Raw genomic sequence first — 23,713 nt, forward strand, 5'->3', positions numbered from 1 at the left:
ATCACCACACTGAACGTGACCATAGGGGAAAACGCCAACAGATGAATGACAGATAACGAACAGAGCACATTCCCCATTCAGAGATAACTCCCAAGAGATGAAATGACCATAAAGTCAAAAAGACACCCCTGAAACAGAATCCGCTTCTGTTCAAAGATGCCTTTTAAACGTTTATAGTTAGTAACCCGCAAATTTCTCTAATCCCGGTCAAAGAACACATGCTCAGCCTGTATTTTACCCTGATCGATCGTCATAATCCCGAATGAATATTGTTTTTGAAAACGCCGATCCGTAGGCGATCCAGGATTAAATACCAACATGTTGTCTACGGTATGCATCACCGGAATGTGTGAATGTCCATAGATCACAGCATCCACCCGTTGGCCTGCAAAGGTATGAATCGCATTCTGCTCCGTACCCTTTGAGCCTTGATGACCATGAACAAGACCCAGACGAAGTCCCTCTACTTCAACAATGCGGGAATACCCGAGTTTTTCAGCGATTTCAGACGGGTCCGTATTACCTGCTACCCCTTCAACCGGTGCATACTCACTAAGCAATGGGTGTACACTCCAATCCGACCAGTCACCAGCATGAAGAATGAGATCGGCACTCGGCAGTACATCAAGAAGCCGCGCAGGTAACTTGCGTGATTTTCGTGAACAATGCGTGTCGGAGATGACTACAATTTTCATATGACAACCCACCTTTCCTTTAAGTCTTTACTACAATTTACTCTGTCTGCGATGAGACAGCTTGCATCTGGGAACTGGAACGCTCCATATCTTCAAGCGTAATGGATGCGAAGAACTGCTCTACCTTGGCCTCGGCAACCTGATACAGATTAGTCAGCAGGCTGTCAATATGCAAGCCCACCTCACAATCCGGGTTACAATTACCATGAATCGGGAACAGTGGCCCTTCATCCTTGGCAGCCTGATAGATCATGGCTAATGTGATTTCACTTGATGGCTTCGCCAGATAGAAGCCTCTTGTTCCAGGAGAAGAGTTCACTAATCCTGCCTTTTTCAGCCCGCCCAGAATACGTCTGACGACGACAGGGTTGGTATTCACGCTACCTGCGATATGTGCAGACGTGATTCGTTCAGGCGCGCTGAGTGACAATAACAACAGACAATGCACACTGACCGAAAAATGAGTACTCATGATTAACCACCTTTATTTAATATCATCTCAGACATACTCACATTATTCAGAGAACAGATCCTGTTCGGGACGTGCTCTGATCTTGAGTTGTCGCACACTGTATTCCAGTTGTTTCACAATATCATCCAGCTGTTTACGATCAATCTTGGTCGGATCTTCCACCGGTTTCGCGGACGATTTGAGATCCCGAATCGTTAACTGCTGTTCTTGCCATTTGTCCATCAGATCTGCAATATTGGCATAGAAACGTTCGTAATCTTTGATGACCAGATCAAGATAAGCATCCACCTCATCCGGATCATAACCACGAAGTTTATAATTGAATTGTTTTTCATGAATCGATAACGCATCTAGCTGTACACCCAATTGTTTGAACAATTGTCTTTGTTTATCCAATCTTCGTTTCATATGTTCATCCATATTGACAACCTCCATTATAAGCCAAGCCGTGCTTCCTTTTTCCAGTGAAAAATATACGGCATTTTCTCTCTCTATTTTTTATAACACATAATCCGTCAGATATAAAACGATACGACCCTTTTTCTGACGAAAATGATTGCTTTTCATCCAAATCGGGTAAGGACACACTACACCCCACAATGGGAAAGGAGCATGTCCTTATGAGTACATTAACCCAAGATCAACGTCAAGAACTGAAAAACGCCCTTTTGGAGCAACGCGAAAACTTGCAGCGTCATTTTGAATCCAGCATGGAAGACGGTGCTCCAGTCGAGTCGCTGAAAGATTCAACCGGTGAGTTGTCCTCCTATGACAATCATCCGGCAGATGCCGGTACAGAAACATTTGAACGCAGCCGTGATCTTGCGATCGACGATACATTAACAGACGAATTCAATCAAGTGAACGACGCATTGGAACGTATGGAACAAGGTACATACGGAACCTGTGTAACGTGCGGAGAAGATATTCCTTTCGAACGCCTTGAGGCAATCCCATATACGGCTTACTGTATTGACGACACGCCTAACCGGGAGATCAGCAACGATCGGCCCGTTGAAGAAGAGGTCATGACCATGCCTCCAAGTGGTGCTGGAGAAGGAAGACAGCAGAACGCCGGCAAATTCGACAACGCGGATGCTTGGGAAGCAGTAGAAGAATATGGTACATCCAACTCCCCCGCAACCGCAGCCAAACGTGATGTGAAGGGCTATGATGAGAACATGTAACACCGTTATGAACTGAAACGGTAAGCGTCAAAATTGAATTCGATTCATTAGGATGCTCCACTATTAGCCTTTCTTGTCACGCATTAAAAAGCCGCCATTGGCGGCTTTTTCTAGTTTTCTCCAAAGCAGTCTCTCACGTTTGCCTTTGCTTGCTTCCAGCGATAACGCTGAACCCCTATATTCTGTCCGTTTATTCTTCTGACCCACTGCCAGACGACGCAGATTCCTGCCGCTTAGAAACAGATCGAGACGTCTTCGAAGTTGATTTGGCCTTACCGGACGTAGCTTTCTTTTTCTCTTTTGCATCTGTCTTAGATGCAGGTATTTTCTCTAACGGTTTAGAGAGAGCAGAAAATAACTGAAAGACCTCATGTTCCCCTTGATGATTCTCTTTCGCTGTATAGGGTTCACAGAGTTTAATGATATTTTTATACAACTGCTCTACTTCCTCACGGGTTGCATACAGCGTGATGTCCGAAAGAAACATCCGATCTTCGTTTTCCGCCTGATGCATGAATCGCTGACGACTCTGTTCAAACATCTCACTCAATAACTTGAGCGTTTCGGACCGAAACACCTGTTTCAATGGTGAGTTTTCCTTATCTTCATCTTCGTGACGAAGATGGATCTCTCCGGTGAATGGTTCGTAGTATTTCGCAATAATCCCATTAATCTCACGCGTGGAAACGATAGTAAGCAGACCGATTTTTTCCAACTTTTTCACATGATAGTGCACTTTGGCGGGCACCTCACCCATCTGATCGGCGATCTCTTTGACCGTAGAGGCCCTGCCCTGCTTATTAAACATATTCATAATCTGTATCCGATACGGATCGGAGTAGATTTTAATTTCTTCAATTGTGGAAAGAACTTTGTGCTGCATCCCTGTATCCTCATTTCCGGGGTACCTGTTGCCCATCGATGCCTCTATTATACCGCTGCATCAGGGCTTCGGTCAAAACAAGCCGGAGCTGGCATGCTACATAAAATCGGATAATAATCGCTTCTGAATGTACTTTACAAAGCCGTTCGAAAACTTTTGCTTAGGAGCAGCATACCTGCTGACATGGCAAGCATAATACCAAAGACGATAAAAAGAACAGGCATGGTCATCCAATCTGCAAGCGCTCCCGAAGCCAAACTCCCAAGGGGTGCGACACTCAGGACAAGCATACTCTGAAGGGCATACACTCTGCCCAGCATTTCGGAAGGGGTAACCTCCATAAGATAGGTAGCCAGCGGTGTCGTAGCCAGTGGAATGCCCATCCCCATCAGCAGACAAAAGGTAGCGGCAACCGGCAATTGGAAGGACGTCATATACGCCGGGAGTGCCGTCATCGCATAACTGAGGCCCAACATGACTACCCCACTGATGACAAGCACACTTTTACGATAATTCGCTCCCCTTTGTGTCAACCATACACCACTAAGCAACATGCCTCCCACCATCAACCCACTGAGCAGACTTAATCCCCACGCACCTGCATGCAGCGTTTCAATGACATAGGGTGTACGGAGAACATTGAACGGCATCAGACAGAAATTAACGAAGGCAAACAGGATGGAGACGATTAACAATAAGGCATGTTTACGGAGAAAATGAAAAGCTTCAGCCATTTCGGAGAATATACTACTTTTTGAGGATGGAAGAGAATCTATTTCATTTGATGTTTTATCTTCACTGTTAGCAGATGTTGATGGTTCAGGATAGCCTACTCTGCTCATAATTAAAGCACTTAGTGCAAACAACCCAGCATCAATCAGGATCGTCCAGGCAATGCCTATTGTGGCAATGAGTGCACCCGCCACTGCAAGTCCTGCGAGCTCTGCCACTCTGGTTGCGGAAGACGACATGGCATTACCAGAGAGCAGCATCGATTGGGGGAGCAATCTGGGCACACTGGACACTTCAGCAGGAACAGTGAAGCATTCCAGCAAAGAATTCAGAATCGTGATGACAAACAGATGCCAGACTTCGAGTTGCCCCAGTCCAAACAATAGGGCTGTAATACCCACGAACAACCCGCGACCGGTATTGGTAGTCACAATCACTTTTTTGGGAGACATGCGATCAACCAAAGCACCGGCGAACAGACCCAGGAGGATATTGGGCAAGAAATTCACCGCCAGCAGCGTACCCATCAGCACTTTCGAACCGGTTAGAATATATACCATCCAGCTGTATGCAATCGAATCAATGGAATCACCAAATCTGGATACAACTTTACTAAGCATAAACTGCATGTAAGGCCTGATTCGTATTAATTCACCTATACCTTGTTTGCCAACTGCTGTGCTATCGTTCATGGCTTTCCACTCCCTAACGTTAAAATATTTTTCATGTTAATTTTATTTTAACGTAAGTTATGCAGAAATCAATACCTCCGTGAAAATAATTTTAACGATAAGTAAGAAAAGTGAAATTTCGCTCTTCTTTCAGATGATTCGTAAGCAACAGCGGACCTTTTGATCCACTTCCTATACACAAAAAACAGACCACATGTGGTCTGTTAGGTTGGGCTAATCGTATTAGAACTGCCTTCATTGTCTCCCTACTTCTCAACACGCAATTGAAATCCGGACTGCTCAGCCTGTACCTCGAGCATCAGATCGCGTACCCGGTCTGCTTCATTCCCCAGTCGTTCTTGGCTGATTCGGTAGTTGGTCCATTTTAGCTCAAGTGGAAATTCAATCGTACCCGTCAGACAATCCCACAAAGCGTCGAGATTACCGCCATAAAAATCCGGCAGATGCAGCTTATCCTTTAATTGCTGATGAAGTTCAGCGCTACTAGCAAATTCTTGTCCATCCAGAATCACAATATTCATGGCTGTTCCTTCCTTTATTTCATCCGTGTAAATGATGCATAGTGGTCTGTCGTTTTGTAGATGAGTCCATCATTGGAGTACACGATCCGATCCGAATTACGGAAACCGGAAGTATAGTTGATATCCGCTTCACGCCATGTACGTCCGCTTGCTGCGGGCAGAAGACCCTCCCGATTACCGAATGTGTCTCCGCCGATGCTTTTCCCGGGAGCGACGACAGCCAAGTTTCCTTTTGACGCTACCCAGCCGAGTCCGGTTGCCTGTGATTTGGTAATAAAGTTACATGGTAACGTTCCGTTTGCACTCAAATAGTTTGCTACACCCGTAAACGTATTGATAATGGTACATGTTGCAGCAGATGCCTTCTGCTGTGGAACTGGAGTGAGCTGTGAACCTGTGAGGAAAACGAACGTTAACAACAATGCCAGTACAGCGGTTGATAGTAATCTTTTCATTAATTCGGCCTCCCGATCCTTCGAAGTAGATGAACCTGTCACGATATGTGTTCTGTAAGCCGCAACGCTCTAGTTGGATGTTCTGCTAGATTATAGTAAACAAGTCATCTCATGACTATTTATATCACACCATTTTGGTAGAAATATCAAATCAAGGAGTTTAAATTGTAAAATATTATATTTACAACATTTTAAGACAGAAAAAAAAGACTCTCATATCTAAATATGGAGTCTACATGTTCTAGTATGTTTGGTTTGAATGGGTCTAATCGATCAGCTGCACACGTTGACGAGTTCGTGCCGATTCCAGGCACGCATCAATGACACGCATGTTCTGAATGGTATTTTCCGGACTGAAAGGCAAGGCTTCTCCTTCAAGTACAGCAGCTGCAAACGTCTCCGCCTGAAGCACATAGGAATTGGATACCGATACACGTTCCTCACGACTGACCGAATCCGTGTGCACAATAATCTGAGGTGGAATATCACTGTTCTCCCAGCCAAATACTTTTGGCAGTTCGATTCGCCCATCCGTACCCAGGATCTCCATCTCTGCTCTTCCTGAAGCCCACATGCCACAGTCAAAGGTTAAGGCTACCGAATTCGGAAATTCTACCAGTCCCGAGGCCATCATATCTACTCCATCATGCTCGTCCGAAAATAGAGCGTGTACTGTCACCGCTTCCGGCTCTTGTCCCAGATACATCCGGGCCGCCGAGATCGGATATACGCCAAGATCGAATAAAGATCCGCCGCCCATCTCTCTTTTGAATCTTACATTCTCCTTATCATCAGCGGTATTACAGGTGAAGTTACCATGGATGGCTCTGACAGTGCCAATCTCCCCGCTGGCTATAATTTCTTGTACACGTCTGTGCTTGGGATGATATCGATACATAATCGCTTCTGCAAATAGAACGCCTTGCTGATGACATACCTCAATCATTTCTGCCGATTCATCTGCATTCAGGGCAGCAGGTTTCTCACACAACACGTGTTTGCCAGCCTGTGCAGCTTTAATGGTCCATTCTTTGTGCATATGGTTAGGCAAAGGAATGTAGACGGCTTCGATGTCCGGATCAGCGATGAGCTCTTCATAACTGCCATACGCTCTGGCAATGCCGAGTTCTTCGGCAAGGGTTTCCGCCTTTTCTTTGCTGCGGCTGGCAATCGCCAACACCTCACCACGCTCAGACTGCTGGATCGCCGGAATGACTGCATTTTTGGCAATGGTTGACGTACCGAGTACACCCCACTGTAACTGTCTGTTCATGCTCATCTTCCTTTCGTACCGTAATTGTCCTCATCTGCCTTGTGTAACATGCCGAGACAACGATCCAGATCCGTTTTGACCTGTTTCTTGTATAATTCAGCTTTCTCCGCACCATCATCCGTGAAGTGATATAGAACGATTTCCTGAAAATCGACCTTTGGATCACTGCCCTTCAGCTTCTTCGTGCGATAAAATACACCCTGCTGTACCAATTCATGTAATGCCCGATATACTTCGCTCTGGGGTGGTACATAACCGTAGTCTTTGAATTCCTGCTTCATCGCCTCCAGCATCTCGTAACCATACCCCCTGTGCTGTTCAACCATCGTAATCAGATAGAGCTTGATAAATGCCCGTTGTGCAATCATAAAAGCCACGTTCATACCCCTCCTGTCAGAACCTATATATCTAGTATTATAAAACTTATGTTCGGGTTCTGCCATCTTTCTCCGCTTTGCCTCCCTTTTATCGATCTTATAAGAGGGCGAGAAAGTAATGGTGTGAATACGCACCAACATAGAGGAAGCACAGTAACAGGTTTACTTTTGTGAATTTTTCATGTAATGAAATTTTAAAATAACCTTAAAAGTCGGTATATCCAGGAGATAATATGAGCCATGCCAATTCCATGTATTAAACACAAGGATGCAACGCTCGCAATTTTGCTCGCATCGGTGTGCCTGTGCTTCTGCAATACTTCCTTTATGCCTTTACTTTGTTATGAATTTTTCATATGTTGATATATTCATTTATTGCGAACAGACTTTGGTACGGTTCCCACAATCCATTTACCCCAGCTTACGCGGGAGATGAGCCATGTCAGCACACAGGATAAGGCGAGAGCCAACAACCAGGTGATGATCATTCGAACGACAGGGTTCCAGCCCATAGCGACATAAAACAGTTCATCCGGAATGTAGCTGTACCGCAGCATCAACATATGCATCAGATATCCGCCGTACGATACACCACCAATCCATCCAAGCAATTGTATAGCCTTGAAATTATGCAACTTACCAGCCAGTTGATACATGACCATAATCGAAGCAATTAGAAAGAGTGCCATATCAGGACGGATCAGGCTGACCGTATAAAACGTAATTTTGATTCCCTCCGGCTTCTGAAACTCCAGCATTAATAAATATGTAAACCGAAGACCCAGCACAATAAACATCGTCCAATATACCCAACGTAACCGATGAATCCATTCATTCCAGCGCTGGACAGATAATCCCGCCGCTGCACCAAGCACAAAATAAATAAAGAAATAGAGGAAATTGCGGTCTGCATACGTTGTAAAAGCATCCGTCAGTACCGGGATATTCAGCCATTCCATGAATCTGGCGATGTTACCTAATTGATCTGCAAGCACCAGATACACAGCACCCGTAATCAGCAGCGCAAACATGCGGCCCTTGGCCTCATATCGGTTATATACATAACGAATGGCTCGCAAGAAGAGCGGAAATAACAGATAAAACTGGATCAGCATAATAATGTACCAGAAGTGTGAAGTTGTTTTGCCAGTAATCAGCTTCAGGCCAAGGTCTGGGATGTCATTCCATCCGAATCCGGTCCAGCCTCGCGGTGCAAGTGTAAAGTAGATGAGTGACCAGACAAGATAAGGAACGATGACATCGGTTACTCTTTTTCTCATGAACTGGCCATAATGCAGCTTGTCTCCCGTGTTATAAAAAAGCACCATACCTGTTATGAATATGAACAAAGGAACTGCAAATTTGGAGAGCATCAGCAGTATAGCCAATAACACGCCATCCTCCAGTCTCGTTTCCGGTACAAGGGAGTAATGTGCAATGGAGTGCTGGAGAACCACTGCTGCAAAGGCTATTCCCCTCAAGCTCTCAATTTCTGTAATACGTTCTCTGCGAGGCATACATTCAGCCGTCCTTTCTTGGTTTTACGATAAAAACAAAGTACAATGAAGCCGTAGATCTGATGAACGGAGTGATTCATATTTCTTTAACTGACAAGGAGTTAACCACTATCGACTCCAAGTATGTGCAGCAACATCTGGCTAACGAGCGAACTTTTCTGGCATGGGTACGCACCGGTATTGCCATGGCAGGCATCGGTTTTCTTGCTGCAGGATTTGGCTTCAATTCCTCGGCTTATGACCGTCTTGCGCACATTGCCGCGATTATCACAGGTATCACTTCTCTGGTTGGCGGTATATCCATCATTTTATATTCGGCAGCGGCCTATCATCGGAAGCGTACACAAATCAATGAACAGACGTTTCAGGCATCGACCGGATTAATCCGGTTTCTTACCATGATGCTTCTGGTGATAGGACTCGCTTTGGCTATTCTGCTGTATGTATTGTTATTCCCTGCCTGACTGGGTAAAAACACCACCGTCATTTATTATGTACAACTATAACACAGGGACAAAAGCCGGCTTCCCTTAAGGAAACCGGCTAATGACCATCTTGTGGATCATATATGTCATTTTATTTACAGGAAAGTATTATTACCCAATCGAGCTGCCTTGCTTTGGGCTTCCAATCTGCGTTCTTCCATGTCCAGATCCGGACGTTCGGCAGGCACATCTCCGCGATGAGCTGCTTCGGCTCTGTCTCGGTTAATCTGACTGTTGCCGCTGAACACATCGTACACATCGGAGTCCCGATCCGTAGAATCTACGAGCAGCAGGATTTTACCATTTTGTACATACTCCTCATACTGTCTGGCATCCTCTTCCGGAATACCAAGACCTACTAATCCACCCACCAGTCCACCAGCTCCCGCACCTACAGCTGCACCGGTAAATGCTGCTGCAATGGGGCCTGCGGCCAGAATGGGACCTATGCCGGGTATGGCCAGTGCACCGATACCTGCGAGCAGACCAGCTACGCCACCAAGTACACCACCTGTTGCTGCACCAGCAGCCACGCCTTCAGGGGCTTTCGTCCCTGTCTCTTCCCGAATCGCCTTCAGTTCATCCCGATCTTGCGTAACCACGGAGATTTCGTCTGAAGTGAATCCTTGTGCTTTCAGACCCTCGATAGCCTGCGATGCTTCACGTTCTGTATTAAACACACCTACGATTTTCTTCTGCATAGTAAATCCCTCCTCATCTTATTGAGTGGTTCGCTATGTTATTACCCGCCCTGTTTTCTTTCAAACGCTTGCAATCCATATACTAATCTGAAAAGACAAATTAATTCATCATTTCCCCCGTGGTTTGGCTCGGTTGGTCGGGACTGCTTCAAGCGGATTATCCGGCCAATAGTGCTTCGGATAACGGCCTTTCAGATCTTTTTTAACCTCAAAGTATGTCTCTCGCCAGAAATTAGCTAAGTCTCGCGTGACTTGTACAGGTCGCTGGGCTGGTGACAACAGGTGGATGGTCAACGGAACTCGCCCTCCAGCTATACGAGGCGTCTCCTGTTGTCCAAACATTTCCTGTAGTCTTACCGCAAGCGTAGGATCTTCCGGACGGCTGTAGTCCACGGGAATACGGGAACCACTGGGCACCTGTATATGAGTTGGTGCTTCATCGTCCAGTTGTTGTCGCTGAGCCCAGCTCAGTCCACCGAGCAGTACATCATGCATCGATAATCTCTTCAGGTCGGCTGCAGATCTCATGCCTGTCAGATAAGGTGTGAGATGTTCTGCCAGCTCTTCGGTCAGATCATCTTCGATCAGGTCTGGCCACTCGGGTAGATGGAGATGCAGGAAGCGCAGCCTGTCCGCAAGTTGTCTGGATGCTTTGTTCCAGGGCAGACAATCCAGACCTTCCATTCGTATTCCGCTTAACAGTGCTTCGAGCACCTGATCTTCAGGCGGCTGTGCAATACTGCTCTCTTTAATTACAATGGCTCCGATCCGTAGTCTCTTATGTGCCCGCACACTCCGAGTGTTGGAATCCCAAGCCACTTGCACTTCATTGTGCAGCAGGTGCTGGCCTGCCTGCAACAATGTATGCTCCTGCAACGGCGCAGCCAGCAGGATGCGCGCATCTGCGCCCTGGTCGTCTGCCTCGGCTGCGACCAGATAAGCTGAACGGCTCAGCGATTCTGTCGCTGCGAGCCGTACGCCGCGGCCGCTGCTCAGCAGATAGCGGCCGTCCTCCCGGCGCTGCCCGATCCGGTCCGGATAGGCAAAGGACAGCAGCAATCCGCAGCTGTCCTCATCCGGCCGCACCGGATCGGCCGCGGGGCCGAGCGCCGAGCGCAGCTGGCGGCTCTCCTGGAGCATGCGCCGCACGGCCGCGCCGTCTGCGACAGCCGCTGCCGCTTGCGGCATGCCGCTGCTGTCCGCGGTCAGCAGCGCTTCTACGCGCGGGCGGAGGTCCGTGCCCGCGCCTGCACTTCCACTGCTGCGGAGGCCGGCAGGCTCCTGCAGCAGTGCCGCCAGCATGCTGGCGTAGCTGGCCAGCCCAAGCTCCGCCGCGCGGAGCAGCATGCCGGCCAGTCGCGGATGCACGCCCAGCGTGTTCATCCGCCGCCCGAAGGGCGTGATGCGGCCTGCGTCGTCCAGGCCGCCCAGCTGGCGCAGCAGCGCCTGTGCCTGGCCGTAGGCGGCGTCAGGCGGGGTGTCCAGCCATTGCAGCTCTGCTGGGGACTGAACACCCCAGACGGCAAGCTCCAGCGCCAGCGGCGCAAGATCCGCGGAAGTGATCTCTGGCCGAGTTGCCTCGGGCAGCCCGCCATGGACTTCTTCGCTCCAGAGCCGATAACACACCCCTGGGGCGATTCGCCCTGCACGCCCCCGTCGTTGATCGGCTGACGCCTTGGACACCGGCTGGGTGACAAGTCTGCTCATGCCTGTACGCGGCGAGAATGCCGATGCTCGACTCAGCCCCGCGTCTACCACAATCTTAACTCCAGGGAGTGTGAGACTGGATTCAGCAATGGAGGTGGAGAGCACAATTTTGCGCGACCCCTCAGCGGCTGGCCGTATAGCCTCATCCTGTTGTTCCACCGGCATACTGCCATACAGAGAATGAACTTTCACATGTGCAGGAAGAGAACCCTGCAATAACTCCCGCTCTGTACGGTGTATCTCTTTAGCGCCAGGAAGAAAAACAAGCACGTCCCCCTCTTGTTCGGTCAATGCCTTGACTATGGTCTGAGCCGTGAATTGTTCCAGCTGCATAGCTGCTGGTCTCGGCACATATCGTGTTTCCACCGGAAACGTACGTCCCGGACAGTGAATTGATCTTGTATCTTCGCCAAGCAATGCGCACACGGGAACAGGATCAAGGGTTGCCGACATCACCAGGAGCTTCAGATCCGGACGCAACATCGCTCGCGATTCCAATGCTAGAGCCAGACCCAGATCCCCATGTAGATGACGTTCATGGAATTCGTCGAATATAATCATCGCCGTGTCCTCAAGTCCCTGATCCTGCTGCAACATCCGGGTCAACACGCCTTCTGTCACAACTTCAATGCGTGTCGCCTGACTCACCCGTGTATCCATGCGTACCCGATATCCTACGGTCTGCCCAGCCTTTTCCCCAAGCGAAGCCGCCAGCCTCGACGCAGCTGAACGTGCGGCCAGCCTTCGGGGCTCCAGCATAATGATTTTCCGTCCGGCAACCCACGGCTCCTCCAGCATAGCGAGCGGTACGACAGTCGTTTTTCCCGCACCCGGTTCTGCAATTAACACACCTGTATCCTGATCCCGAAATAACTGTCTTAACTCCGGAATAATCTCTTGTATCGGTAAATCTATATGCATATTATCGCTCCTAATGAATGTACCCTACTGCTCTTCAGTATCACTGTTCGAATGTTAGCATTATAACAAAAAAAGCCGTTCCAGAGGAACGACTATCCGAGACACACTTATTTAGCATCATGAAATTACGCAACATACCTATTTAGCTGAGCAGTGATTCAGCACCATCAATGACAATCTCTGCTCCCGTAATATGTCTGGATTCAGACGAAGCGAGAAAGCTTACCAGATCCGCAACATGTTCCGGCTGACCCGGTCCATCTGCAAGTGGCTGCTGGCCTTCCGGGAACTCCATTGGAATAATGATCTGTTGCAGATCATCCGTTTTGACCGTACTTTGATCGATATTGGTCGCAATTGCTCCTGGACAGATCACGTTTACACGTATCTTGAACTTCGCGAGCTCAAGCGCCGCCATTTTCGCAAAAGCAACCTGCCCTGCCTTGGATGTGCTGTACGCCGACATACCAAAGCTTGAAAAGCGTTGATTGCCGTTAATCGAACTTGTAATGATAATGCTGCCGCCACCCCGTTTTTTCAAGTGAGGCAATGCATATTTAACGGTGAAAAATGTGCCATCCAGGTTGGTTGTAATAATCTGCTGCCAATCTTCAACCTGAATCTCTTCAATCGGTGCCGATACACCGTTAATGCCCGCATTGGCAAAAACAATATCCAACCCGCCAAATAACTCGACGGTTTCAAGTACTGCTTTTTCCACACGTGACGGGTCGGAAATGTCAACATCGAATGCTCGCGCCGCACCTGGATGCACCGCATTAATCTCTGTTTCCGTTTCCGAGATCCGATCATTCACCAGATCAAACAGTGCAACTTGTGCACCTTCCTTGGCCAACTTAACCGCAGTGGCTTTCCCAATTCCTGAGCCTGCTCCGGTAATAATCGCCACCTTGCCTTGAAACCGTGACTTGCCGTTATGTTGTGTCATTATCCATCCACTCCTTCAATTTAGCAATTATGTAAGAATGTAAGGTCAAGCTCATCGTTAAAGTCAATTCTTCACAATATTACCCAAAAAGAGTGTCTTTTAAATCAACACCAGCAAGTTTTTTCACAGTTGATCTTCACCACTGTTACGGCTACATCAGGTCTATCCAACACTTTGTGTCCGGCAGTTCACCATTCCAACTCAATGAAAGCGGCATCATCTTCAAGACCACCCGTATGTGTAGCATCCAGCAATACCTGAATGTGTTCATCAGGCACGTAGGCCTGGATCGCATCCAGGTCGTTCAGTCCATCTGTATATAACTGAAGACGTAGCGAGTCACTTGCTGTACCTTTCGTCTCATAGATGTGCGGCTTGCCACCCACGGGACCATCAAGTGTAGACCAACGCTCATTCGTTTTGCAATGTGCCTGGAACATGTCAGACTGTTCCTGATTATTGCGCCAAAGGCGAATACGTGAATCTCCTTGCCACGCTAACCATACACGGCTTTTGCGTCCTCCTCCCGTGAGCTCAATCCGCCCACAGACATACATGGCCTGACTCCCACGGCTTCGCTTTTCCATTAATACTTCACGCAGCAACAGAGGGGAACTTTCCAGTGGTTGTAATTTCTCCAGTTGCTCGGATGCAGGAAGGGTCAGATCATGAAGAAGACGTTCCACGGCCTCAACCGTCGGGTGCTGCGTCGTTTCCAGCCAATCCAGCAAAGCATTTCCCAGAAACCGTGCTGCAAAGTCGCCCAGATAACTCATGCCTACTCCATCACATAATACAAAATTGCAGACGTTCCCATTCATGCGGACCGCAGCAAAATCCTGTCCGGAATCACCCTGATTAACCGTCTCTGCGGCTCTGCCGTAACCATATCTGCACTTGAATGCACCTTGATAACGAGTTAATGGCTGTTCTCCGGTCTGCACACTCACATACCGAAAGTTGCCATGCCGTTGCTCGACATGGCCCCCCTTATCACCAGCAGACAATGTTGCCAATCGCATCGCTCTCATGATTCCCCTCCTATCTCACAGGCGTAGCAGCGGACATCTGGAACCCGATCGATACCAATTCTGCACAGGTACCTGGCAGCATCATGAGTGCACCGGGAGCAAGCAAATAATCAGCTTCAACAAGCATTTCCCGATAACTTTCGGGCAGGACGGATGACATGTTGCGCAGCTTCTCTCCATGCTCATCCTGAAGATTCGTTTCCGGAGAGATGCCCTTCCATCTTCTAGGTTCAGCAATCGGCCCTTCCAGCAGATGATCGGATATAAAAATATTCTCGACCAACACATTGCCGTCCGGCACACTCATGCCCATGATTCTTTTGGCAATGGGCTCGGGATCTTCACCTGTAGCCACCCCATCGGTCATGTGACATACAAGCGGCGCAGGACAATCCTGCATATTCGGAATTTCGGCCTGTAGAATCTTTTCCGCCTGTAGGAAAGCCTTCGCAGAATCCGAAAACCGTCTCGGTGTCAGGTCAGGCAACGAACCGACTGCAGCGATTTCGTCAATCCCTTTGATTCCGTTCAACAAGTCATATACATCATCACTATATGCTAATATCGCTATGCGATAGCGAGGTGTCAGACGATTTCCCTTCGTGGACCGAAACACCATTTGGCGGATTGCAAGTGATAGTGCATCATAGACAACGTCAATCCGCCGACGATTTTCCAGAACCATATTCATGGAGGCGCTAATATCAATTAAATAAATAATAAGTGCGGGTGTACGCTGTGATGCTTGAATCGTGTAGTTCATCTAGGGTGAGCCACCTCCGTCGTTCACGTTATTTTATAAGAAGTTGTTCAAAAAGTCCGCTTTTGATTACGAAGGATGCCTGTAGGCATCCTCAGCATCGAATATGAAATTCAGCCGAAATGTCCGTTGCTCACGTAGTTTTCCCTACGCTCTGCTACTCCATTTCTATCTTCATCCCATCTTCTCGGTACTGAAAACCGACTTTTTTGAAAACGTACTATAGGTTGGGCAACGTGTAGCTGTTGTTGCTCAGGAATTTGTTAATGGCACTCATTCGAGCCGCTACTTTGCCGACACCTTTGAAATAGGCAGCATCGGTATTGTAGAGATTTTTGAAATCACGGGCATACGATTCCGCATTTTCAATTTTTCTGCCTATTTGCGCATTATACGTTTTATTGTAATGAGCAATCAGCGTGACCACATTCTCGGCACGTTTTTTCTTGAGCGCAGCTGCCCGAGCGATCTCCTGCTGACGCTGTACTTCAGCTGCTGCCTTGCGCTCCGCTTCCTGTTTTGCAAGCTTGGCATCATTCTCTTTTTTCCAGACCAGATAAGCTTCATATTTTGCCTGTTTATCATACTTCTCCTGCTGTGCTTTCTTGGCAGCTTCTTTCTTCTGCTGCTCCTGCTTCACCAGATAGGCTTCATATTTTGCCTGCTTGTCATACTTGGCCTGTAGTGCCTTGCGTTCTTCTTCTTTTTTCTTCGCTTCTGATTCCTTTTTCTTGGCTTCAGCAAGCTTTTTCTTTTCCTCTGCGTCCAGTTTTGCGGCCTCCGCAGCCTTTTGCTTTTCTTGTTCTTCCTGCTGTTTGAGCGCTGCCGCCTTCGCAGCTTCAGCGTCTTCTGCAGCCTTGACCTCTGCCAGTCGTGTAGCTTCCAGTTGTTCTTTCTGCTTCACCTCTGCCTGATCCGCGAGTATTTTGACCGTTGGCACGGTTCCTGCCAGCAATACAATCAGCACAGCAGAAGAGATCATGAACTTTTTGGATCTGTAGAAAGGGACTGGTACAGGCTTACTTGTATCCTCTTTTGGATGGAGCTTGGCATCCAGTTCCTTGATTGCAGCCTCTACTTCCATCTGCATCGCACTGTTATGCGGAATAAAATGATACAGCGAACGATACACTTCCAATGCAGCAGCCGGCTTGTCTTCATCCTCAAGGGCTCTTGCTTGCAGGAATAAACGATTCACAACCGCTTCCTGATCAGGAGATTGTTGTGTTTGAGAGTTGTTCCCCTCTTGAACATTCGTCGTTTCACTTGCTGGTTCTGAGCTTTTTTTCAGATTACTATTCACAGCATCTGGCTGCTCAGCAACCTCTTCTTCTGAGGTCGCAGCCGCAGCAGCATGAGCCTGATGGACGTCTACCGCCGCCAGTGCGACATACCACTCACCAAACGTCGGACAACTGCTCAGATCGTGACTTTCCCAGGCGCGAATAAACAGATCGGAAAGTTTCGAACCCCAACGCTTCTCCAGTGACTCCCGCATTGCATAATAGCGTTCACTCACCGTCTGCATTTCATGTTGGTCAAAATAGCTTTCGCCCCAAGCTTTCTCTACAATAACCGGGTCTGACCAGCTTAACATCTCAGCAATAATTACGGCTCCGGCAAATCGGTCAGCATACGAACTCCACAAACCGCTGTGCACTGTTCGATGGGCCGCATAACCGGGTGACCCGGCAAGCAGGGCATCCGGACGATCCATCTTGGAACCGTACATCTGCTCGACATCCACGAGTTCTACCGCAGACGTCTTCCCCAGGTTCTCCACTTCGGAAAAAAACGGAATCATTACATTGGGTGCGGACATATCGCAATGAGCCAATCCGCGTTGCTCCATCGCCGAACCCGTTCCGGCAAGCGCTCTGGCCAGCTTCAGGCTCTCTTCTGCCGTCAACTGTCTTTGATCACTGATCACGTCGAACCAGGTCTGACCTTGCACCCATGGCATCAATACCGCATATAACAGATCGGGATGTTTTCCAATGAGCGCTCCGTTTCTTTCCGGAGTGAGCACATCACGCTTGCATACCTGCAAACCTGGCAGTTCACTATAGGACTCCATATGCTCAGACTGATATACCATAGCCGGTATACGGAATTTAGGAAAAAATACTTTTAGTGCTTTGGACCCATGAATGGAACCATTACGGGGTATCAATTGATAAACAATCCCCTGCCTTCCGGCTTGGGCGTAAGCCAGACCCGGCGCAGCCGGATGTTGCCCAATCGTATAGGCAATGTCGTTAATCACCACTTCATCCCCGGGATTTGGTTGAAAAGACATGCTTATCCCTCTCTCTGTCCTAGTGTCATAGTTGCAACAAAAACCGGGTGTTGTGAAAACGCCCGGTTTTTGCTGTAGTTGTACATCTTCAGCTTGCTACCCACCTATAATTCAGGGCGAATTCAGACTTCAAATCGGCCTGATCTATGTAAAGCAGATTAACGAGCTTGGTCAGCTGTACGGAATTTGTTAGCAATAGCTGTAAGTTCAGCGCTGATGCTGTTCAGCGTTTGAACGAATGATTGCATTTGTTTGCTAGCTTCTTGGAACTCCTGGAAGAAGCGTTGTTTTGTCATACCTTCCCATTGTCCTTCCATGCTTGTGATGGATTGAGTCAATGTAGATACGATTTGCTGACTTTGCTCACCGCTTTGTTTAAATTGGTTAGAAACTTGATCAAGCTGCTCTGGGGTAACTAAAATACGTCCTGCCATTGGTAAATTCCTCCTTGGTTTGTGCAATTAATTTTTTACTTGTTCAAATTGTACTATACCAGGATCAATCGGACAAAAGCCGAAGGACCTACTCCTATTTACCCCATTTTCAGCATTTGAAACTTCTCCTAACAGCCTATTTACAAAAAAATTCACTTTCTGCTGTCCATTTATTCTCCCTTTTTAGGAGACCACAGGCTCGGTTCCTCTTCTTCCCCGAAAGGAAGGATCTGTGAATCTCCATGCTACAGGCTCAGGCTGCATGGCCTGCACCAGTGTAGCCGGGGAGCCATCAGGCGGCGCGGCATCCTGTACACGATATACCGCCGCCATTGCGGAAAGGGGATCGGATACTACTGCTACAGTTGCAGAATGTGCAGGCATGATTTCTCCTGTACGATTGTTCTGAAGAACATTCAGCATATTGACCGCATTACCATAGGCTGTGTTCACATGACTCAGCACGGAACGATACTCCATGTCTGCCTGCTGGAATAACAACGCTTTGCGTCCCAGCTGTACGCTCAAGTCCATCAAACGACGGAGCGCATCCTCGCCCAGTCTTTTACTGTGATTCCATTCACTCATCACCGCTGCACGGGATTCAACCTCCCACTCCAGCGAATGAATCGCCTGATCCAACACTGTCATCTTTTGCTGTATTTGCTCCGCTGCATACTGAATCTGCCTGCTCAGTGCCCGAAGCACATCCGGTTCCACACGAATGCGCATTTACCATCACCTTTCCTCTTCCCCTGCAGGCTGTTTAAGCCAGTCCAGCAGCATCTCGTGAAACTGTTCTCTAGTCGTCAGTGCTGCAACAAGCCAATCATCTGAAGCGGCGGTGCTCATCCGGAACAACCAGTTGGAGACCGCACTTGCAGCAAATGCTGCCGACTGCGACTTCCACCCGTCTTCATTCCATACAAGCAACCGAAGCTCCCCATCTGACTCCTTACCCACCAGACAGCGTGCCAGCGCAAGTGACCCCTCAGGATCACTTGTCTCCTGTGCGAGTTCATCTGCTACGGTCTGTACCTTGCTGTTTTCCAGTTCATTCATAACGTCATAAAACTTTTTCTTGGAGCACATTAATGCCGGTTTCCCCGCAGGAGAATGGCCGCTCCATTTCATCCGCTCAATCAGGACATCAATGGCCTCACGAACACTCCCCAGATCGCTTAGCCGGAACGAGTCCGGTACATCGGCAACACGGGAAACTTCAACGACCCGCTCATCCGTGCAATGGATATAACTCTCGTATGACTTGCCGTTGATCGTGTAGCGAATCCAGCAAGCTCTGTCGGACAGTCCGGCAATGGCTACTCTGGAGAAAACGGTCGGTGTCATGATCAGCTCATCCGTCTCCTGATCCTGAATCAGATATCCTTTGTCAAGCAGGGAGGTCTTGACACGCTCCCACTCCATCGCGATATCCTCCGCCATATAGCCGCGAAACGGATCTTCCACACCAAGCAGTCGGTCTGAACCGAGAATACCGGCCAGGAAAAAAAGTTCTTTTGTTTGCAACGTGACTACCTTTTGCTTAGAATCATGAACCGTCAACATTATGAGCCACCTCCCCTCAAACTACAACATGCCATCGGTCACGAATTTCAGAAATCCAATCGGTCATTTTCCAGCTGTCATCACATGGAACTGCACCTTTAACCCTGGAATATTTACGTTTTACATAATAACCTTGACCTGGAGGCAGTACCTTCAGCCCAGCTGAACTACCTCCGGATTCGGAATAAGGTATACGGAAGAACGAGAGATCGTTAGGGTCTAAAGTCCCGAATAGCATTCCGCTCTGGGAAGCCTTCACATCCGTTACCCAGTCAGAACCAAAGGTCGGGAAGTCTGCGGGTACCCCTGAGAGAATAACATGAACACCGCGATCCCTTCCTTGACGAACAATCGCTCCCAATTGATCTTTTACATTAAAATCGTTTAGCTGCTTGGACAAGGTGTCCGCATCATCGATGACGAGCACAAGTTCCGGTCCACCGGAAATCTCGCCTCTTTTCAGAACTTCATCGTACAACTGTTGAATCACAGGTGCAAGCTGTTCTTCTCGCGATACGTGTCCACGGACATGGGGCAAACTGCTGATTTCTCCCAGCCCACCTGCACCATAACGCATATCTACCGTGTATATTTGCACATCTTCCGGAGAAGCATGATAAGCCAGTGATAACATCCAGGTTAACAAAAATGTCGTTTTGCCGCCTTCCATCGGACTCGTTACCATGAAATGCGGGCCTTCACGAAGATTAAGCTGGAACGGTTCCAGATCGTCCGTAAGCAGCCCTACAGGTACAGTTACAGACGAAGTATCCCAAGCCTGACCATATGTTCCTGTCCGAATGAGTAGATCCTTGAGTCTGATCTCTTCCGGAAGGGGAGCAATCTGTGGTGCTTCTTCCCCTGTCCAGCCTTGGCGAATCTCAGCGATCGTCCGGCGCAGTGCGGAGGAACGCTTGCCCTCATCTGCTCCAGAAGAAGGTAATGCCGCCTGGAACATCAACGGTGGCACCTGCCCTTTAACCAGACCTCTACCTGGCGGAAGTTGGTTTGGTGCCTTGGAGGGCCTTCCCACGGCATAATAATAATCACTTGGATCGGATAATTCAAATGAAACTGCATTAGGAATATTGCTTCTGAATTTCTCAAATACATCCGTTACACGATTGGCAGTTAGCACAAATGTGATGCCTAGACTGCCGCCTTCACGCAGGATCGTCTCCAGAAGTTCATTTTCTTCCGGGTAGGCATTACGGAATGAAAGATAACCGTCGATAACCACCACAATCTGCGGGACGGCCGCATGAGCTGTCCGACGGTAGGCCGAAATCGTTTTAACGCCCGCCTCCGAGATGATATCTTTGCGTTGTGCTAACAGCTTGAGAATATAGCGGAATAACCGTTTGATCCGGTCTTCCTCCTCAGCCATCATCACGCCACCGATCTGAGGAAGTGCTGCAAAATCCTTCATCATGCGTCCCATATCGATAATGTAACCATGCCAAGGTTCAGTTCTGTGGGAACGTGCCAAGGACATCAACAAGGTCTGAACAAATGTTGTTTTTCCGAGTCCCGGCATGCCGTACACGACCAGATGGCCTTGATCCACAGGCAATGCAAGCGGCTGCTGGCGTTGATTAGGAAGGTCATCCAGCAATCCAACCAGTGGTTTGAGACCACTCGCGCCGCCATCAAGTAGCACATCGCGATTCTCTTCTTCCTGCCAGTCCTGAAGACCTTCCCATTCCAGTGTCTCTGGTAAAGGTGGCAACCACGGTCCTGGCAAACGACGGATACCTGCATCTGCTGCAGCCTTCGCTACATAGTCAATAAAGACCTGGAGCTGTTTCGGAACATCTTCCCCTTTAAGAACGGCTCTCCGCTCTCCGGTTAGCAGGGGTTCCCGCTTACCGTTCAGGCGCACTTCCATAACAGGCAATACAGTCGTTGCGTCCTCCTGCTGGTTATACGGCGCACCACTCCAGGCGAATTGCATCTCTTCAAATACTTCATCACTACCGACCTGAAAATATCCACGCCCCGGCTTCGTAATCCAGGCAGCATTTGGGATCTTGATCATGTCCCTGCTGTCTCCCTCACTCTGTACGCGTAGGCAGATCCGGAAGCGAGAATTACTCCATATTTTATCATCCACAACGCCAGCTGGCTTTTGGGTTGCCAGGATTAGATGGACCCCAAGTGTCCGTCCAATGGCCGCTATACTGATCAATTCATCCATGAACTCCGGCTGGTCCCGCTTCAATTGAGCAAACTCATCAATGATAATGACCAGATGCGGAAGTGGTTGCTCATGTCTGGAACGCAGAATCTTGTAATATTCATCAATGTGCTGGAGGTTTCCCGCATCATTTAATATTTTTTGCCTTCTGACCAGTTCGGCACGAAGGGAAATATTCGCCCGCTCAATCAGATTTCCATCCAGATTGGTGATCGTACCCACTACATGTGGCAGATCAACAAATGTATTGGACATCCCGCCACCTTTGTAGTCAATCAACATGAACGCCAGATCATGTGGATGAAATTCAGCAGCCAGTGAGGCTACGATGGACTGAATGACCTCACTTTTACCTGAACCGGTTGTACCCGCAATCAGACCATGGGGGCCATGACCCTGACGTTCGATTTTATCATGCAGGTTAAGAGCAATTTTTTTGCCACCAGCTCTTACGCCCATAGGTACGGGAAGTGTGTCAGGATATCTCGTCTGTCCCCACCTGGACACCACATCCAGATCCTCCACACGTGATGTGCTCAGCATATCGAATAACGGGAGCAGTTGCGGGATATCCGAAGCAGATGAACGCTTCAAACGAATCGGTGACATATATCGGGAAAGTGCCTCTGCCATCTCCTTCGAGATTACATCAGGCTTGTACGTTTGCTGAATAACATCCGCATCTTCGGTTTTTTTGATATACACACCTTTGCCCTTGGAGGCTTCCATAATCAATTGACAGTGCATTGGAAGAGACTCCTTGCGATTAGCCAGTATAATGGTGCATACATCGATCTCCTGAGCCGACTCCAATAGTAGCGGAAGTAGCGGTTCTTCTTCAATCAATTGTGTATCGGAGAGAATCACAACGTAACACGGCGTTTGCACGCTTTTCTTGTAACGGTCTTCCTTATTGTTACGGCGCCGGTTCAACACGGAAAACAAGCTGTCCGCCAATTGATGCGCACCGCTGTGCCTGTCGGCCATATAGCGTTGTCCCTGGTCTTCATCCCAGATATGAGGCATCCAGCGAAGCCAATCCCATTCCTTGTTGTCTTTCTCTTCATAGAATGCAGCAAGCTTGAGTTCATCCGGTGAATGCCGTACCGTCAGTTGTGAGATGATGACTCGCAGGGAAGCGAGAACCTCATCCCGATCACCGACCAGCCCCATAACTTTCGATTGAAACAGTGGCAATGTGATGGAAGCATCCGGTACCGTCTGGAATTCGGCCGCAAGTTCATGGGCAGCCTCGATGAGCTCATCCTTTTCGTAGCCATCAATCCGTGGAACCTGAAGCTTGATTCGGAATGGAATCTCTCCCGTACCGATACGCACTTGAAGGAAATCATCGTCCTCCGGTGAACGTTCCCACAAGGAACTGTTCCGATTCTTCACCACTTGAAGACACACACCCGGATCACCGTGAATCTCGTACAGACTCTTCACTTGCTCCGCCTGCGCTTCCTTCAGTTCTTCGCGGTGTTTGTCCAGTTGAGCAAGATACATGACTTTGCGTTCTTCCAATTTTTTGCGATACGATTTCTTGTTGCTCAGATACACGAAGAATGGAATGGTGTAAGAAGTAAGCATCATCATGACCGTCATCATCTGAAACATCATATAATTGCTGTTGCCCATTTTGCCGGTCATGTTGATATATACGTAGAAACCAATGCTGACCATGGTCATCATGATCGGCACAATAATGGATATCATGGAAAACGTGGGTTTGCTCGGTTCTGTTGGAGGCCTGAGTATTTCAAGTCCTTCTTCCTTGAGAACCGGTGTCATTCTTGGAGAACGCTGATATAACACATTCACGAAGAGAAGACCTCCTTTAGTTCGTTCAATAA

Annotated in this window: 22 protein-coding genes; 2 read left to right on the forward strand and 20 right to left on the reverse strand. The window is 48.4% G+C overall.

The features are described 5' to 3' along the window. Positions 1–197: 197 nt before the first annotated feature. The 3 genes from FS628_RS02730 to FS628_RS02740 are packed head-to-tail and all read right to left on the reverse strand — an operon-like array spanning position 198 to position 1,587. On the reverse strand, positions 198–695 hold the full coding sequence (locus FS628_RS02730; protein ID WP_145318645.1) for a metallophosphoesterase family protein: 498 nt from the start codon (positions 693–695) through the stop codon (positions 198–200). A gap of 37 nt (positions 696–732) precedes the next feature. Beyond that, positions 733–1,167, reverse strand: a complete 435-nt coding sequence (locus FS628_RS02735; protein WP_145318648.1) for an Rrf2 family transcriptional regulator — start codon at positions 1,165–1,167, stop codon at positions 733–735. A gap of 42 nt (positions 1,168–1,209) precedes the next feature. Further along, positions 1,210–1,587 (reverse strand): DivIVA domain-containing protein, encoded by a 378-nt coding sequence (locus FS628_RS02740; protein ID WP_024630343.1) that lies wholly within the window; start codon positions 1,585–1,587, stop codon positions 1,210–1,212. Between the two features lie 200 nt (positions 1,588–1,787). Here FS628_RS02740 and FS628_RS02745 point away from each other — a divergent pair, with 200 nt between their 5' ends. Then, positions 1,788–2,354 carry a TraR/DksA C4-type zinc finger protein gene (locus FS628_RS02745; RefSeq protein WP_145318652.1) on the forward strand — a complete coding sequence of 189 codons (567 nt, stop codon included), beginning with the start codon at positions 1,788–1,790 and terminating at the stop codon, positions 2,352–2,354. Between the two features lie 190 nt (positions 2,355–2,544). On the opposite strand, the gene FS628_RS02750 is transcribed toward FS628_RS02745, so the two are convergent. The 7 genes from FS628_RS02750 to FS628_RS02780 all read right to left on the reverse strand — a co-directional run bounded on the left by FS628_RS02750 (position 2,545) and on the right by FS628_RS02780 (position 8,804). Further along, a complete protein-coding gene (locus FS628_RS02750) occupies positions 2,545–3,237 on the reverse strand; it encodes a winged helix-turn-helix domain-containing protein (protein WP_145318655.1) in 693 nt (230 codons plus the stop codon). A gap of 134 nt (positions 3,238–3,371) precedes the next feature. Next, positions 3,372–4,661, reverse strand: a complete 1,290-nt coding sequence (locus tag FS628_RS02755; RefSeq protein WP_145318658.1) for an MFS transporter — start codon at positions 4,659–4,661, stop codon at positions 3,372–3,374. 245 nt (positions 4,662–4,906) lie between these two features. Then, positions 4,907–5,182: a barstar family protein gene (locus FS628_RS02760; RefSeq protein WP_145318661.1), complete on the reverse strand. Its 276-nt coding sequence runs from the start codon at positions 5,180–5,182 to the stop codon at positions 4,907–4,909. Between the two features lie 14 nt (positions 5,183–5,196). Beyond that, positions 5,197–5,637: a ribonuclease gene (locus FS628_RS02765; protein ID WP_145318664.1), complete on the reverse strand. Its 441-nt coding sequence runs from the start codon at positions 5,635–5,637 to the stop codon at positions 5,197–5,199. A gap of 265 nt (positions 5,638–5,902) precedes the next feature. Further along, complete coding sequence (locus FS628_RS02770) at positions 5,903–6,910, reverse strand: Gfo/Idh/MocA family protein (RefSeq protein ID WP_145318667.1); 1,008 nt, start codon at positions 6,908–6,910, stop codon at positions 5,903–5,905. 2 nt (positions 6,911–6,912) lie between these two features. Next, positions 6,913–7,287: a helix-turn-helix transcriptional regulator gene (locus FS628_RS02775; RefSeq protein ID WP_145318670.1), complete on the reverse strand. Its 375-nt coding sequence runs from the start codon at positions 7,285–7,287 to the stop codon at positions 6,913–6,915. Positions 7,288–7,655: 368 nt separating this feature from the next. Beyond that, positions 7,656–8,804 carry an acyltransferase gene (locus FS628_RS02780; RefSeq protein WP_145318673.1) on the reverse strand — a complete coding sequence of 383 codons (1,149 nt, stop codon included), beginning with the start codon at positions 8,802–8,804 and terminating at the stop codon, positions 7,656–7,658. A 62-nt stretch (positions 8,805–8,866) separates the two neighbouring features. On the opposite strand from FS628_RS02780, the gene FS628_RS02785 reads away from it, so the two are divergent. Next, the gene (locus tag FS628_RS02785) at positions 8,867–9,268 is read left to right on the forward strand and encodes a YidH family protein (protein WP_145318677.1); all 402 of its coding nucleotides are present in this window, start codon (positions 8,867–8,869) and stop codon (positions 9,266–9,268) included. A 116-nt stretch (positions 9,269–9,384) separates the two neighbouring features. On the opposite strand, the gene FS628_RS02790 is transcribed toward FS628_RS02785, so the two are convergent. From FS628_RS02790 to essC, 10 genes are all read right to left on the reverse strand, one after another. Next, positions 9,385–9,990 carry a general stress protein gene (locus FS628_RS02790; RefSeq protein ID WP_145318680.1) on the reverse strand — a complete coding sequence of 202 codons (606 nt, stop codon included), beginning with the start codon at positions 9,988–9,990 and terminating at the stop codon, positions 9,385–9,387. Positions 9,991–10,098: 108 nt separating this feature from the next. After that, the gene (gene hrpB / locus FS628_RS02795) at positions 10,099–12,618 is read right to left on the reverse strand and encodes an ATP-dependent helicase HrpB (protein WP_145318682.1); all 2,520 of its coding nucleotides are present in this window, start codon (positions 12,616–12,618) and stop codon (positions 10,099–10,101) included. 142 nt (positions 12,619–12,760) lie between these two features. Further along, positions 12,761–13,567 carry an SDR family oxidoreductase gene (locus tag FS628_RS02800; RefSeq protein WP_145318684.1) on the reverse strand — a complete coding sequence of 269 codons (807 nt, stop codon included), beginning with the start codon at positions 13,565–13,567 and terminating at the stop codon, positions 12,761–12,763. A gap of 188 nt (positions 13,568–13,755) precedes the next feature. Next, on the reverse strand, positions 13,756–14,598 hold the full coding sequence (locus FS628_RS02805) for a hypothetical protein (RefSeq protein WP_145318686.1): 843 nt from the start codon (positions 14,596–14,598) through the stop codon (positions 13,756–13,758). Positions 14,599–14,608: 10 nt separating this feature from the next. Further along, positions 14,609–15,361, reverse strand: coding sequence for a vWA domain-containing protein (locus tag FS628_RS02810; RefSeq protein WP_145318689.1), 753 nt, complete (start codon positions 15,359–15,361; stop codon positions 14,609–14,611). A gap of 217 nt (positions 15,362–15,578) precedes the next feature. After that, positions 15,579–17,657 (reverse strand): hypothetical protein, encoded by a 2,079-nt coding sequence (locus FS628_RS02815; RefSeq protein ID WP_145318692.1) that lies wholly within the window; start codon positions 17,655–17,657, stop codon positions 15,579–15,581. A 158-nt stretch (positions 17,658–17,815) separates the two neighbouring features. Further along, positions 17,816–18,091, reverse strand: coding sequence for a WXG100 family type VII secretion target (locus FS628_RS02820; protein ID WP_017689071.1), 276 nt, complete (start codon positions 18,089–18,091; stop codon positions 17,816–17,818). A gap of 183 nt (positions 18,092–18,274) precedes the next feature. Next, positions 18,275–18,823 (reverse strand): WXG100 family type VII secretion target, encoded by a 549-nt coding sequence (locus tag FS628_RS02825; RefSeq protein WP_145318696.1) that lies wholly within the window; start codon positions 18,821–18,823, stop codon positions 18,275–18,277. A gap of 6 nt (positions 18,824–18,829) precedes the next feature. Then, positions 18,830–19,660, reverse strand: coding sequence for a hypothetical protein (locus FS628_RS02830; RefSeq protein ID WP_145318698.1), 831 nt, complete (start codon positions 19,658–19,660; stop codon positions 18,830–18,832). Positions 19,661–19,676: 16 nt separating this feature from the next. After that, positions 19,677–23,681: a type VII secretion protein EssC gene (essC, locus tag FS628_RS02835; protein WP_145318701.1), complete on the reverse strand. Its 4,005-nt coding sequence runs from the start codon at positions 23,679–23,681 to the stop codon at positions 19,677–19,679. Positions 23,682–23,713 lie beyond the last annotated feature (32 nt).

The organism is Paenibacillus xylanexedens (assembly GCF_007676705.1).
In the GTDB taxonomy this organism is placed as follows: domain Bacteria; phylum Bacillota; class Bacilli; order Paenibacillales; family Paenibacillaceae; genus Paenibacillus; species Paenibacillus xylanexedens_C.